Origin of the sequence: Deinococcus metalli (assembly GCF_014201805.1) — a bacterium.
In the GTDB taxonomy this organism is placed as follows: Bacteria; Deinococcota; Deinococci; order Deinococcales; family Deinococcaceae; genus Deinococcus; species Deinococcus metalli.
The window spans coordinates 88,366-101,426 of record NZ_JACHFK010000003.1; the positions used below are offsets into that span (position 1 = coordinate 88,366).

Genomic DNA, 13,061 nt, shown 5'->3' on the forward strand with positions numbered 1-13,061 from the left:
ACGAACGGTCAGACCGGCGCGGCGCCGACCACCCGGCGCGCGGCGCACAATGGAGCGCATGGTGACCGCGATCGTGATGGTTCAGGCCGAACGCCACAGCATCCAGGAGACGGCCGAGGCCCTGGCCGGCGTCTCGGGCGTCCGCGAGGTGTACTCCGTGACCGGCGAGTGGGACATCGTCGCCATCCTGAAACTGTCCCGCTACGAGGACCTGGACGACGTCGTGACCGGCGGGCTGCGCCGGGTGCCGGGCATCGCCCGCACGCAGACCATGCTGGCGTTCCGCACGTACAGCGAGGACCTGCTGGACCAGGGCTTCGGCGTGGGGCTCGACGAGGGCCAGCAGCCGTAAGCGCGGGGCGCGTCTCCGCCCGATCCGGTGGAGGAACGCACGGACAGAGCGGCCGAACGAAAGGGGCCAGCCGTTGTTCCTAGAGCCGGCCCAGATTCCGTGTGATCCCACCCAGACAGCATGGTGTGGGCACAGGGCGCGGCGTGTTATGGGTCATGGTCCCATGCCACTAGAAGATGGCCGTTCCAGTCAGGTCCGGCGCAGTTGTGGAGGGGGACACGCGCATTCACCATGATCCGTGCGGAAGACGTGAAGTGCGCATCAAAGCGGCCGGGACTTCTCGCTTTCCGGAGCCCTCTCTTTACAGACGCCGCGCCATGTGACCATACTCTGCTACGGAGGATGGACAACATGGCGTACCGGAAACTCAGTGAGCAGGTGCATAAACTCAGCAATACCCAACGCAGTGATTCGTTCGTGAAACTGTTCCGCGACGCGGTGCGTGACGGGCAGTTCGAGGCGGCCTACATGCCCGAACGCTTCACGCTGCCCAAGCAGTTCAGCCGCCGCGGCGCCGAGGGCACGTACCAGCGCGACGCCAAGGAGATGCTGTTCGACGCCACGCCCGCGTTCGAGAAGTGGTTCGAGCAGACCAACCGCGATCTGGCCGCCGCGCGCCGGGGCGGCACCGTCAAGCCCACGCTGGAGAACATCGAGGCCGGGCTGGTGGACTTCCGGGCGATGGCCGCCGAGACCCGCAAGAAGATGCAGGCCAGCTACACCAAGGGCCAGGCCCTCGGCAAGAGCCGTGCCAAGGGCGGCGCCACCAAGGGCAAGCGCAAGTAAGCGGGCCGGGCGGGCGGGGTGGCGTGGACGCCGCTCCGCCTGTTCTCATTTCCGGCCGGGGCGGGTATTGTTCCGGGAATGATGTCCGACCCGACCACCACGCCGCTGCACCACACCGCCCGCCGGGGCCTGCTGATCGTCATGACGGGCGCGTCCGGCGTGGGCAAGGGCACCCTGCGCGAGCAGTGGCTGGCCGGGCAGGACGTGTTCTACTCGACGTCCTGGACCACCCGTGGAGCGCGGCCCGGCGAGCGCGACGGCCTCGACTACGTGTTCGTGTCTCCGGAGGCCTTCGAGGCCAAGGCGCTGGCCGACGGCTTCCTGGAGCATGCGTCCTTTGTCGGGAACCGCTACGGCACGCCCATCGAGCCGATCGAGGCGGCCCTGAGCCGCGGGCAGGACGTGGTGCTGGAGATCGAGGTCGAGGGCGCGATGCAGGTCAAGGCGCGCATGGGCGACGAGGCCATCCTGGTGTTCATCATGCCGCCCAGCCTGACCGAACTGCGCCGCCGCCTGGAGGGCCGCGCCACCGAGACGCCCGAGCGCATCGAGAAACGCCTCGCGCGGGCCCGCGAGGAGATCCGCGAGGCGCACGAGTTCCGCTACGTGGTCGTGAACGACGATCTCGACAAGGCCGTGGAGGGCCTGCACGCCATTCAGGTGGCCGAACGCGCCCGGCAGGTCCCGGAGAACGAGTGGACGGCCGAAGACCGCGCCGCGCGCCTGCGGGCGGACACGCTGCGCTCCTACGCCCTGAGCGACGCTGACCTGCACCGCGTCGTGGAGTCCTGAGGCCCCGGCCGTGCCGCTGACCCTGATGCAGGGCGACATCGCCGCGCAGCGCGCAGACGTGATCGTCACGGCCGCCAACGCGCAGCTTGCAGGGGGCGGGGGCGTGGACGGCGTGATCCACCGCGCCGCCGGGCCGGACCTGCTGCGCGCCATCCGCGCGCTGGGCGGAACGCCCACCGGCACGGCCGTGCTCACCCCGGCGTTCGGGCTGGAGCGTCAGGGCGTGCGGGCCGTGGTCCACGCGGTCGGGCCGATCTGGCGCGGTGGACACGCCGGCGAGGCCGATCTGCTGGCGGGCGCGTACCGCCGCAGCGTGGAACTCGCCGTGCAGGCCGGCCACCACTCCATCGCCTTCCCGGCGATCAGCACCGGCGTGTACGGCTACCCGCTGGAGCGGGCGGCCGACGTGACCCTGCGCACCCTGCGCGCCGCCGTGGCCGAGCATCCGGAACTGGACATCCGCGTCGTGCTGTATGACCGCGGCACGCTGAACGTCTTTGAGCGCGCGCTGGTACGGCTGGACTCCGGTCCGGGTGCATAAGTTGACGGGAGCGCATATCGCGCTATCTTCTTTGCATCACCGCCCGGAAGGGCGGATTTTTTTGTGCCATGACCTCCGGCCGCCCATGTATGCAGCCCCCTTTCGGACGGAGCCGCCGCGAAGCTGTCCAGAACGCTGTTTTCTGCGTTCCCTGCATGACATTGACATCGCCCGCATTCCACGCTATCTTTTCCCTATCACCGCCGAAGAGGGCGGGTTTTTTCTTTTGGGTCTCCGGCGTCAGCGTTAAGGCGTCCTGAGATGGCCACCATCCACCGCACGCTCCCCGCGCGCAAGCTGGAGCCATGAGCGACGACCAGAAGACCGGCTATGATCCCGCCAATACCTCGCCCGCCGAGGGGCAGAGCCGGCCCATCCCCGAGGCGGACCGCGGCAAGGACCCGAACATCGACCCCGCCGCGAAATCGGAACCGGCCGAGGGCGGCCGCGACGAGGTCGAGGACACCCAGACCGGGCACTGAGGCGTGACGGCCGACGTGGCGCTGAACGTGGCCCGCCCGGAGCCGGAGCGGGCCGACCTGCTCGTGTGGGTGAAGAACACGCTGCGCCCCGAGTACGGCGAGCGGCCGCTGTCTCCGCGCCGTGACCCGATGCACGAGCTGGTCAGCACCATCCTGTCGCAGCGCACCACCCACGCCGACGAGGAGGCCGCGTACCACGAGCTGCGCGGGCTGGGCGACTGGGACGCGATCATCGCCGCGCCGGTGGAGACGGTCGCTCACGCGATCCGCCGCAGCAACTACCCCGAGAGCAAGGCCCCGCGCATCCAGCAGGCCCTGGTGGCCCTGCGCGACTCGCCCGGCGGCTACGACCTGGATTTCCTGCGCGAGCTCCCGGTCAAGGACGCCCTGAAGTTCCTGACGGACCTGCCCGGCGTGGGGATCAAGACCGCAAGTTTGGTGTTGCTGTTCAACTACGCGCGGCCGGTGTTCCCGGTGGACACGCACGTCCACCGCGTCACCACCCGCGTGGGCGCCATCCCGAAGATGGGCGAGCAGGCCGCGCACCGCGCGCTGCTGAAGCTGCTCCCGCCCGATCCGCCCTTCCTGTACGAGCTGCACGTCAACCTGCTGCGGCACGGGCAGAGGGTGTGCTCGTGGACAGCCCCGAAATGTGGCGTGTGCGTGCTGCGGGAGCGCTGCGACGCCTACGCCGTTTACGACGGCCGGGTGCCGAGCTGGAAGGCCTGAGGAACGCTCAGCCCCGTTCGCGTTCGCGCAGCACGAGCTGGATCAGGCCCAGGAGCACGAGTTCGTCGTCGGCGTCCTGCCGGGGCGACAGTTCCTCAATGGTGAAGCGCCGCGAGAAGACCGAGCGCTTCTTGTGCACCCGGTACGCGGGCTGCCCGGCCCCGTCCGTGACGGTGTACGTGGGATTCACCAGATAGTCGAAGCCCATGGCGATGAAGTCCCCGACGAACGGAATGACGTCCAGCAGCCCCTCGATCACGCCCAGCCACGGATGGTCGTCGCGGACGGTGAAGCGCACCTCGTCCGCCGGGCCCAGCAGGTCGTAGGCTGCGCCCCACAGCGTCCGCAGACCCTGGGCGCGCAGTGACCCGACGGCCGCGCCGTCCGCTCGGGTGATGAAGCGCTGCGCCTTCCAGTCGAGCGCTCCGGCGAGCAGACCACGCGCCTTCATGGTGTGCGTCTGCGTGCGGCGGGCCTCGTCGGCGTAGACGCGCACCTCGTCGCGGACGCTGAAGGTCTTCTCCTTCACCACCGCGACCAGCGTGTCGTGGGCGTCGTGGACGCGCAGTTCGGTGAGCAGGCTGAACCGGAAATCCAGTGTCAGGGGGAAGGAAAGGGGCATGGGGCCTGGTACGGGCTCAGGTCGGATCCGGTTCCCACACATCCAGCCGCGTGCCCGGTGTGACGCCCGCCCCCTGGGCCCATACCTGCGCGGGCTGCACCCGGCGCGCCTCGGGCTGCACGGTTCGGACGCGCACGGCGCCGCTCCGGGCGGCCACCGTCAGGCCCGCGTCGTCCACGTGCAGCACCTCGCCAGGGGTGCCCGCGCCGTCCACGGCGTCCAGCCCACCCAGCTTCAGTCGGGCGCCGTTCAGGAATGCGGTCGTCTGCGGCCACGCGGCCACACCCCGCGCGCGGTTCACGATCTGCGGTGCGCTGTCGGTCCAGCGCACGAACCCGTCTTCCTTGACCAGCATGGGCGCGTGGGTGGCCCGCGCGTCGTCCTGCGGGGTGGGCGTCAGGGCATCCAGCCGCGACAGGGCGTCCACGATCAGGCGCGCAGCCTGAACGCCCAGCGCGTCCGCGAGTTCCACGCTCGTCCACGCGGGGTCGATGGGCAGTTCCTCCTGCAAGAGGATCGGGCCGGTGTCCATGCCGGGATCGGTCTGCATGATGGTCGTCCCGGTGACCGTCTCGCCGCCGATCAGCGCCCACTGGATCGGCGCGGCGCCCCGGTACGCGGGCAGCAGGCTGGTGTGCGTGTTCAGGAAGCCGTACTCCGGCACGGCCAGCAGGGACGCCGGCAGGATCTTGCCGTAGGCGCAGGTCACGGCCACGTCCGCGCCGCAGTCCCGCAGGGTGGCCTCGAACGCCACGTTGCCGCGCAGCTTCCGCGGCTGGGCCAGGGGCAGGCCGAGCGCCGCCGCGTGCGCCGCGACGGGCGGCGGCGTGAGCTTCAGGCCGCGGCCCACCGGCTTGTCCGGCTGCGCCACGACCAGCACCACCTCGAAGGCCGCGCGGACCGCGTCCAGCACCGGCAGCGCGAAGGCGGGCGACCCGAAGAACGCGACCGTCGGGCGCGGGGCGGTCAAAGGTTCTCTTCGACGCTGTGCGCCTGCTCGCGCCGCACGAGTTCGTTCAGGAACGCCTTGGACTTCTGCTGGATGGCCAGCAGTTCCTTGCGGTAGTCCTCCGTGACCTCGGCGGGCAGGCGGTCGAGGAACAGCACGCCGTCCAGGTGGTCGGTCTCGTGCTGGAACACCCGCGCCAGGTAATCGTCGGCCTCCAGCACCCTGGCTGCGCCGTCCAGGTCGGTGTAGCTGACCTGCACCGCCCGGGCGCGCGCCACTCCTTCCTCGTAGATGCCGGGAATGCTCAGGCAGCCCTCCTGATACGACTTGTCCTTCTTCTTGTCGATGACCTTCAGCACCGGATTGATCATCACGAAGTCCCGCAGCACCCGCGAGCGCAGCGGCCGCTCCTGGCCCTCGTTCTCTTCCTCGTCGTCCTCGTACTCCACGGCGACGAACATCCGCACTGGCAGCCCGATCTGCGGCGCGGCCAGACCCACGCCGCGCGCCTCGAACATCGTCTCCAGCATGGTCTGAGCCACCTGACGCACCTCCTGCGGGCCGAACCCGGGTACGGTCAGCGTGTCGGTCACGCGCAGGGGCTTGGCTTTGCGGCGCAGCACGGGATCACCGTACAGGCGCAGCGGATACACGCGGGGGGCAGGGTCACTCACACTGTCCCCAGTTTTACCAGACCCCGACCGGAACGCCCAGGAGCCTTCGCGCCATTCTCACGTCCGCCGCACGGCGCCCCCGTAGGGTCGAAGCACATCAGGAGGACACCGATGCCCACAGCCCGCCTTGCCCTGCTCGTGACCGCCGCTCTGCTCCTCGCCCCGGCCGCCGCCGCCCAGAGCACCACGCCCGCCCCGCCGGACCCGGCCGCCACGCCCGCACCCAGTCCCGACGCCGCCACCGCCGCGTCGCAGGCCCGCACCCTGGCGCAGCAGGCGCGCGCCGCGTACCCCAAGGGCAGCGCGAACATCGACCAGACGCTGTGGAAACAGGCCGCCGCCGCCGCCGAGGCTGCCGTGGCCGCCGCCCCGCAGAACACCGAGTACCTGCGCCTGCGCGCTCAGATCTACACCGAGGTCAGTTTCTGGAAGCAGGCCGAGCGCGCGTGGAACGCCCTGTTCGTGGTGCAGGCCCCCACGCCCGGCGGGGACGACGTGAAGGCCGCCGCGACCGTGCAGTACAACCTGGGGTACAGCGCGTACACCCTGAACCAGCCCGCGCAGGCCGCCGCCGCCTTCAAGACCTGCCTGGAGTACGACCCGCAGAACCTGCCGTGCCTCACGTGGAGCGCCCGCACCGCGCTCGAGGGCGGCAACTACACCCAGGCGACCGCGCTGTACGACCGCGCGCTGGCCCTCGCCCCGGCCGACAAGACGCTGTCGTACTTCCGTGGACTGGCCCAGGGCGCCGGGCGCTACGGCCCCGCGGCCGTCCGCGCCTTCAGCCGCGCGTACGGCGACCGCGACAACGGCCGCAAGCCCGAGGCCCTTGCCGGTTTCCAGGAGGCCGCCCGCAACGCCCCGAACTTCACCGAGGCGTGGCGCGAGGCCGGCCGCCTGGCGCTGGACCTGAACGACGCGCCCGCCGCCCTGGCCGCCTTCCAGGGGGCCGCCGCCCTGCCCGGCGCGAGCGCCGCGGACAAGTACAACCTCGCCCTGGCGCAGGAGGCGGCGCAGTACGGCCTCGGCGCGGTGCAGGCCTTCCGCGCCGCGTACGCGAAATACACGGCGGGTGACAAGACGGCGGCCGCCACCGGCTTCCAGGACGCGGCGACTCAGAACCCCCAGTACGCCAAGGCCTGGTCCTGGCTGGGCCGCGTGCGATACGAGGCGAAGGACTACCCCGGCGCGGTGGAGGCCTACGGCAAGGCGGTCGCCCTCGACCCGAACGACAAGTCCAGCGCGTATTACCTGCGTCTCGCCCAGGCCGGTAAGTAGGCGCGGTCGCCCGACGGGGCGTGCTGTTCCAGCCGCCCACGCCACGGAACAGGAGTTATCCACACCCCGGTGCAGGAAGGGGTGTGGATAACTCTGCGGGGGTGTGGATAAGTCCGCGAGCTGGAGCCGATGATGGGCTGGGATTGCCCTCAATATCCTGTCCGGCACGTCAAAAACCGAAGAACTGACGTCGCTCTGACAGACCGAGCTGAGAACGGGACTTATCCACAGCCGCTTGTGGATAAGTCCCGGCCGTCCTTCTTTATGGCTGCCGCGCGCTTACTCCGGCCCGACGGTCACGCCGTTCGACCCGAGCAGGCCCTCCCAGTCCGTCACCGCCTGGGTGATGATGTCCGGGTTGCTGCGGGTGATGCTCTCGTCAAGCGGTGCGATCCGCGTGTTGCCGGACTGCTGGGCCAGCGGCTTGCCCTGCGACGTCGTGGCGATGTACAGGTCGCTGCGCTGGTCCGGGCGGCCCGGCGTGGGCTGCCCGAAGCCCACCGTGTTGCCCGTCACCGTGTTGCTGTTCAGGTTCACGCCGAGCTGGCTGCAGTTCCTGGCCCAGCGGACATAGATTCCGTTGTCTGCGCCGCCTGCGTGCCGGCCGTCCGGCAGCAGGCCGGTGCCCAGTACGCGGTTGTCGTGGATGGCGACCGCCTCGCCGTTCGCGATGGCGATGCCGTGGTTGCTGGTCTCCAGCACCGTGTTGTTGCCGATGTCCACGTGGCGGGACACGCACCCGTCCGTGATGATTCCGCCGCCGCTGTAGCCCTCCAGATCCGCCGGGTACGCATACGCGCCGCGGATCAGATTGTGGTGGATGCGGATCGGGTGGCCGGGCGTGCCGCTGGACTCGTAGATGCTGATGTTGTCCTCCACGCGGCTGTAGCCGGGCTCGTTCTCCACGCGGTTCCACGCGATCTCGGCGTCCGGGGTGCTCCGCACGGCGTTGAGCTGCACGAACTGCACCCGGAAGAACTTGTCCTGCGTGTCGGACGGCCCGGGAATCAGCCAGCCGCCCTTGCCGTCGCTGCGCCGCCCGTCGATGTTCAGGGCGCGGTTGCGCACGATGCTCAGGCGTCCCAGCGTGCCGTTCTCCCCACCCTGGATGTAGATGCCGCTGGTGCCCTTCATGAAGTCGTTCTGGACGGTCAGGCTGGCAGGGGCCTGGATGTGCAGGAACCGGCCCGGCACGCCCATGCGCTCGTCCGGGTTCAGGCCGTAGCCGCGGCAGTTCTGCACGGTCACGTTCGACCCAACTGTGAATTCCCCGTTCATGCGGGTGCTGATCAGGTGACCGCGCCCGGCCACCACACAGTTCTTGATCACGACCGGCTGTGTGGTGCTGATCTTGATGGCTGGGACGTCCAGGGCGTCGCTGCGGTAATTGCCGGTGATGGTCAGCGTGCCGCTGCCGTACGGCATGACCTCGATAGGCGCCTGGTACACCACGCAGCCGTCCACCTTCGCGTCCGCCCAGTCGGCGTGGGTCCCGCCGGCCCCCTCCGCGACCAGCTGGAGGGTCTCGCCGCCCTCCACGTTCACGTTCACGGCTTTCGACGCCCCGGCGCGCAGCGAACCGGAATCGAACATCGGGCGGCCGTCCACGAACACCTTGAAGGTGGCTGCACCGCTCGCGCCGGAATCGTCGTCGATGCCCACCTGCGCCGTGAACGAGCGGCACTGCGCGCCGAGGTTGTACTCCAGCGTGGAGGGTGCGCTCACGCCCAGGCCGCGCGGGTACGCCACGCCGGCCACCGTCAGGCCCGCTCCGCCGGCGCTGCGGTCCTTGCCGAAGGTGGCCCTGCCGGTGGGTTTCACGCTGCTCAGGACGGTCGTTCCGGCCGTCATGGACTGGGAGGTCAGGAAGCCGTCGGCGCTGCCGCTGCGGCCTCCGTTCAGGGTGCACGCGGTCAGGGTCAGGAGCAGCGCGCTGCCGGGAGCCAGCAGCGCTGGGTGGGGGAGTGCAGAGCGTGTCTTCATGCAGAGACCTCGAAAGGCACGGTAGAGGTGGGAGGGACGTGGTCCGGCCGCCCAGAACGCCCGCGGGTGGCTGGGCCCAGGGTAGGGAAGTGCCGCCGGTTGTGCTGGAGAACCGTACTTTATGGCCCGCAGATCAAGGAACCATGAGCCCCTTTGGCCGCGCCGGGCCATGGCGTGTGCAGCGGGTGAGGCCGGCTGATCGCGGGCCGGTCATACCGGGAGGCCACTAACGCGGGGGCGCTACCTTGACGGCATGACGACTTCCCGGAGAACCATCCTCGTCGCCAACGACGACGGCATCTTCAGCCCCGGCATCAAGGCGCTGGGCCTCGCCATGGCCGCCCTGCCCGATGTGGACGTGGTGGTGGTCGCTCCGGACGTCGAGCAGTCCGCCGTCGGGCACGGCATCACCATCCGCCGCCCGCTGCGCTTCAAGCACACTGCCAGCGCGGGCTTCGGCGACATTCCCGCGTACCGGGTGGACGGCACCCCTGCCGACTGCGTGGTGCTGGCCGTGCATCTGCTCGGACGCCCCGACCTGATCGTGAGCGGCATCAACCTCGGTCCCAATCTGGGAGACGACCTCACGCATTCCGGGACGGTCGCGGCGGCCATCGAGGGTCTCGCGCTGGGCATTCCTGCCATCGCCCTGAGCCAGCAGGGGAGCCAGGACGGCGAGTACGCCTTCGCCGCGAGCGCTGCGTACGCCGCCCGTCTGGCCGCCGAGGTGCTGGAACGCGGCCTGCCGCCCCGCACGCTCCTGAACGTCAACTTTCCCCGCTCTGCACCCACCGGCGTGCGCGTCACGCGGGTGGGTGAGCACCGCTGGGAGGACACCATCGTCACCCGCCACGACCCCGAGGGCCGCGAGTACCACTGGGTGGCCGGCACCAGCACCGCTCCGGACCGCGACGACCCGGACACCGATTACGGCGCCGTGCAGGCCGGCATGATCAGCGTCACGCCCGTGCGTCTCGACCTGACCGCCCGCGACCTGATGGGCGAGGTCAATTCCTACCTGCCCGGCGTGTAATCAGGGCTGCACGACCTTCACCTGGTCGGCGGGAATGGGCGTCAGGGTCAGGCGGCGCAGGTCGCTGCCGTCAATGCGTGAGATCAGGATGGCCCGCTGACGCTGCTGAGTGGCCCGGTGCAGCTCAGACACGCTGGCCACGATCACTGGGACGCCCTGACCCTCACCGGACAGGACAGTCGTGGGCACCCGCCCATGGACTGTGGTCTGTACGGACAACAGATAGCGCGGTGCTAGTCCACCGAGCATGCAATCGCAGAAAAAGTTGCGGTTATCGAGGACCGCGTAGCGAGTGCCGTCCGTCGCGCCTGTCTCAAAGGCGAGGTAAGAATTGGGATCTTTCAGGTTCGAGGACGTGAACGACAGCTCGTGACCGACAGCCTGCGTGACCGGTGCCACCAGCGCGGCCGTGTACAGGTCGTTGGCGGCCACGGGAGCAGATGGTGTGCCCAGGGTCAGGGAGGCTGGGCCAACCCTGAGCACAGGCTGGAGCGTGCCGGACAGTCGAAGTGGCGTATCTGTACTGTTGTCCAGAATCATCAGCAGTGAGAAGACGTCCACGTACTTCTCGCCCTTCACCCACCGGGCACTCTGGGTGAAATCAACAAGCTGAGCGTCCGTGTGACCTGGGAATGTCAGGTGATACAGGCTCCCTGGGAGCTGCTCCACTTTCACGCCACCGGCGCGAAGGGACACCCAGATATCCGCCACGCGCAGAAGCTGATTGCCGGGTGTGGGCGAACGTTTCAGGCAGTCCGCGATCAACTTTCCGCGTTCGCCCGGATGTGAGAGCTGCTGCCGAACCTGCTGGGCAGACGTCTGCGGGAGGAGCTTCAGGTAATCCTCGTCGAATGCGCAGAGTCGAAGCTGAGGATCGGGAATGGCCCGAATGCCGTTCACCTGCGCGACTGCCTGCAAGCCGAGCAGACCTGCCACCCCAAGGAGCAGCGTCGTACGCACCACCTGCGGCCCCGTATGGACGATCCCCAACTCGCGGGCTATGACGGCGGGACTGCCGAGGTCACGCAGCGCGGCGCGCTCCGCTTCTATCTCACTCAGTCCGCACAGCCGGTGGCGGTAGACCTTATCCTCGATGGCGCCGCGCAGCTCGGTCATGACGTCTCGCCTCTTCTGGCCCCAGAGCCCACGGGTGGCCCGTCTCAGGTAGCGCTCGGTAGGGTTCATCGGTTCCCCTTTGCCAGGAACGCCAACTGCGCGGCGGGCACCTGGACCAGCGTCACGTGGCGCAGGTCATCGGCATTCACGCGGTACACCATCACGGCGTTCTCCTTGCGTGCCGTTGCGGCATTGAGTTCCGCGAGCGTCGTGACCAGTCGGGGGGCCGGTGTGATGGTCTGGAAGGCGATGGGAACACTGCCGTTCACGCGTGCCCGCACCATGAGCCATTCCGCCGAGTTGCCCTTGATGCGCTCGAAGTTCTGGATCACCGCAAACAGCTCCCCATCCCGGCCGCGCACGGTCAAGCGCGGCGCCGAGGTGGGCGCCGTGGGTGAGTCAGGGGCATAGGCCAGTTCAGCTGGTCGGGGCAGGTTGATGCCCCCCAGTCTGCGCAGGATCACGCCGGCCACCACATTGGTCGCGGTGATCGGAGCCTCCTCCGACCCGAGCCGGAGCTTGACGGCACCCACCTGCAAGACCGGATTCCGGGTACCAGTGAGGTGCAGTGGCTCTCTGGTGGCGAAGCTCAGGAATGCGATCAGGTCACCCAAGCCGATATACCGCTCCCCACCGATGTCGGTCGTCTGATACAGCGCGCCTTGGGTCAGGCCTGTGTGGACGATCAGCGGCGTGGTCGAGGTCGCCGAGGTGTAGTCCGTCTGATCCCCGACATTGATGCTGCCCGCTGTCAGGGCGGCCAGAACATCCTTGACCCTGAGCACGGTATGGGCACCAGACTGGGCGGCATCTCGTCGGCACGAGGTCAGGAACCCGGCGGGGCCACCCTTCCGGGCCACGATGCGCTGGAATCTGGAGCGGTCGGCCGCACTGAGGGTCTGCAGGTCAGCGCCGCTGGGATAACTGCAGATGTCACGAAACGCCTGGGGCAGGACGGTCGAACGGATGGGGGTGGTCTGCGCGACGGCCTGGAGACCCAACAGGCCAGCGATGCCGAGCAGGAGGGTCATCCGGGCAACTTGAGGCGCCGTGTGCACTGCAGTCAGATCACGGGCGATCACGACCGGATTTCCGAGATCACGCAGCGCGGCGCGCTCCGCTTCGCTCTCACTCAGGCCCCACAGCCGGTGGCGGTAGATCTTGTCCTCGATGGCGCCGCGCAGTTCGGTCATGACGTCGCGCTTCTTCTGGCCCCACAGCCCACGGGTCGCCTGCCGCAGGTACCGCTCGGTGGCCTTCACGCCTTCCCGCCGATCACGCCCCGCACGGCTCCGCTGAACTGCTCATACCGCTCGCGCTGCACCCTCAGTTCTTCCTTGCCACTGGGCGTCAGGGTGTACACCTTCACCGGGCTGCCTCCACGGGGCAGGAGCTGGAACTCGCCGGTGATGAAGCCCTGCTTTTCCAGGCGGTGGAGGGCCGGGTAGAGGGTGCCTTCGCGCAGGGCGAAGTAGCCGTCCGTGGCGGCCTGGACGTCGGCGATGATCTGGCCGCCGTAGCGGGGGCCGGTGTCGAGGGTGGCGAGCAGGAGGAGGTCAAGGTGGCCTTTGAGCTGCTGGGCATCCATGGCAGAGCCTTTGCGGCCGTGCGAGTGTCACAGCCTTGCTTTCCGAGGTAGGAGCATCGTAAGGCAAGGGGCATCGGATTGCAAGGTCGCTCGGAGGGGAGCCTGGTGCTGTGCATCCCATCTGTTCAAGACTCCT

At 69.0% G+C, this 13,061-nt stretch carries 15 protein-coding genes; 8 read left to right on the top strand and 7 right to left on the bottom strand.

What is annotated here, in order from left to right; genetic code table 11:
* Positions 1-58 precede the first annotated feature (58 nt).
* From HNQ07_RS07440 to HNQ07_RS07465, 6 genes are all read left to right on the top strand, one after another.
* On the top strand, positions 59-352 hold the full coding sequence (locus tag HNQ07_RS07440; RefSeq protein WP_184110331.1) for an Lrp/AsnC ligand binding domain-containing protein: 294 nt from the start codon (positions 59-61) through the stop codon (positions 350-352).
* 351 nt (positions 353-703) lie between these two features.
* A complete protein-coding gene (locus tag HNQ07_RS07445) occupies positions 704-1,138 on the top strand; it encodes a hypothetical protein (RefSeq protein WP_184110332.1) in 435 nt (144 codons plus the stop codon).
* An 81-nt stretch (positions 1,139-1,219) separates the two neighbouring features.
* A complete protein-coding gene (gene gmk / locus HNQ07_RS07450; RefSeq protein ID WP_184110889.1) occupies positions 1,220-1,930 on the top strand; it encodes a guanylate kinase in 711 nt (236 codons plus the stop codon).
* Between the two features lie 10 nt (positions 1,931-1,940).
* Positions 1,941-2,471 (top strand): macro domain-containing protein, encoded by a 531-nt coding sequence (locus HNQ07_RS07455; RefSeq protein ID WP_184110333.1) that lies wholly within the window; start codon positions 1,941-1,943, stop codon positions 2,469-2,471.
* Positions 2,472-2,776: 305 nt separating this feature from the next.
* Complete coding sequence (locus HNQ07_RS07460; RefSeq protein ID WP_184110334.1) at positions 2,777-2,953, top strand: hypothetical protein; 177 nt, start codon at positions 2,777-2,779, stop codon at positions 2,951-2,953.
* Positions 2,954-2,956: 3 nt separating this feature from the next.
* Positions 2,957-3,682, top strand: a complete 726-nt coding sequence (locus HNQ07_RS07465) for a monofunctional DNA glycosylase (RefSeq protein ID WP_229831903.1) — start codon at positions 2,957-2,959, stop codon at positions 3,680-3,682.
* Between the two features lie 7 nt (positions 3,683-3,689).
* Here HNQ07_RS07465 and HNQ07_RS07470 read toward each other — a convergent pair whose 3' ends face one another.
* Genes HNQ07_RS07470 through def form a run of 3 tightly spaced genes read right to left on the bottom strand, consistent with a single transcriptional unit; the run spans position 3,690 to position 5,927 of the window.
* Positions 3,690-4,304, bottom strand: a complete 615-nt coding sequence (locus tag HNQ07_RS07470) for a hypothetical protein (protein ID WP_184110335.1) — start codon at positions 4,302-4,304, stop codon at positions 3,690-3,692.
* A gap of 16 nt (positions 4,305-4,320) precedes the next feature.
* Entirely contained in the window at positions 4,321-5,274 is a 954-nt protein-coding gene (gene fmt, locus HNQ07_RS07475) for a methionyl-tRNA formyltransferase (protein ID WP_184110336.1), read from the bottom strand.
* Positions 5,271-5,927: a peptide deformylase gene (gene def, locus HNQ07_RS07480; RefSeq protein ID WP_229831902.1), complete on the bottom strand. Its 657-nt coding sequence runs from the start codon at positions 5,925-5,927 to the stop codon at positions 5,271-5,273. The genes fmt and def overlap by 4 nt, the downstream gene beginning before the upstream one ends.
* Before the next feature lie 111 nt (positions 5,928-6,038).
* Here def and HNQ07_RS07485 point away from each other — a divergent pair, with 111 nt between their 5' ends.
* On the top strand, positions 6,039-7,205 hold the full coding sequence (locus HNQ07_RS07485) for a tetratricopeptide repeat protein (RefSeq protein ID WP_184110337.1): 1,167 nt from the start codon (positions 6,039-6,041) through the stop codon (positions 7,203-7,205).
* Between the two features lie 279 nt (positions 7,206-7,484).
* Here HNQ07_RS07485 and HNQ07_RS07490 read toward each other — a convergent pair whose 3' ends face one another.
* Positions 7,485-9,188 (bottom strand): NPCBM/NEW2 domain-containing protein, encoded by a 1,704-nt coding sequence (locus tag HNQ07_RS07490; RefSeq protein WP_184110338.1) that lies wholly within the window; start codon positions 9,186-9,188, stop codon positions 7,485-7,487.
* A gap of 253 nt (positions 9,189-9,441) precedes the next feature.
* Between HNQ07_RS07490 and surE the strand changes: the two genes are divergently transcribed.
* The gene (surE, locus tag HNQ07_RS07495; RefSeq protein WP_184110339.1) at positions 9,442-10,221 is read left to right on the top strand and encodes a 5'/3'-nucleotidase SurE; all 780 of its coding nucleotides are present in this window, start codon (positions 9,442-9,444) and stop codon (positions 10,219-10,221) included.
* Here surE and HNQ07_RS07500 read toward each other — a convergent pair whose 3' ends face one another.
* From HNQ07_RS07500 to HNQ07_RS07510, 3 genes are read right to left on the bottom strand one after another with little or no spacing between them, the layout of a single operon-like run.
* Positions 10,222-11,406, bottom strand: a complete 1,185-nt coding sequence (locus HNQ07_RS07500; RefSeq protein ID WP_260322815.1) for a permease prefix domain 1-containing protein — start codon at positions 11,404-11,406, stop codon at positions 10,222-10,224.
* A complete protein-coding gene (locus HNQ07_RS07505; protein WP_184110341.1) occupies positions 11,403-12,599 on the bottom strand; it encodes a permease prefix domain 1-containing protein in 1,197 nt (398 codons plus the stop codon). The genes HNQ07_RS07500 and HNQ07_RS07505 overlap by 4 nt, the downstream gene beginning before the upstream one ends.
* Complete coding sequence (locus HNQ07_RS07510) at positions 12,596-12,925, bottom strand: PadR family transcriptional regulator (protein ID WP_184110342.1); 330 nt, start codon at positions 12,923-12,925, stop codon at positions 12,596-12,598. Before HNQ07_RS07510 ends, HNQ07_RS07505 begins: the two co-directional genes overlap by 4 nt.
* Positions 12,926-13,061: the final 136 nt, after the last annotated feature.

Coding starts and splice junctions, on each gene's coding strand:
- gmk (WP_184110889.1), top strand. CDS start 1,220: ATGTCCGACCCGACCACCACGCCGCTGCACCACACCGCCCGCCGGGGC.
- HNQ07_RS07440 (WP_184110331.1), top strand. CDS start 59: ATGGTGACCGCGATCGTGATGGTTCAGGCCGAACGCCACAGCATCCAG.
- HNQ07_RS07470 (WP_184110335.1), bottom strand. CDS start 4,304: ATGCCCCTTTCCTTCCCCCTGACACTGGATTTCCGGTTCAGCCTGCTC.
- HNQ07_RS07490 (WP_184110338.1), bottom strand. CDS start 9,188: ATGAAGACACGCTCTGCACTCCCCCACCCAGCGCTGCTGGCTCCCGGC.
- HNQ07_RS07500 (WP_260322815.1), bottom strand. CDS start 11,406: ATGAACCCTACCGAGCGCTACCTGAGACGGGCCACCCGTGGGCTCTGG.
- HNQ07_RS07510 (WP_184110342.1), bottom strand. CDS start 12,925: ATGGATGCCCAGCAGCTCAAAGGCCACCTTGACCTCCTCCTGCTCGCC.
- surE (WP_184110339.1), top strand. CDS start 9,442: ATGACGACTTCCCGGAGAACCATCCTCGTCGCCAACGACGACGGCATC.
- HNQ07_RS07485 (WP_184110337.1), top strand. CDS start 6,039: ATGCCCACAGCCCGCCTTGCCCTGCTCGTGACCGCCGCTCTGCTCCTC.
- HNQ07_RS07460 (WP_184110334.1), top strand. CDS start 2,777: ATGAGCGACGACCAGAAGACCGGCTATGATCCCGCCAATACCTCGCCC.
- HNQ07_RS07445 (WP_184110332.1), top strand. CDS start 704: ATGGCGTACCGGAAACTCAGTGAGCAGGTGCATAAACTCAGCAATACC.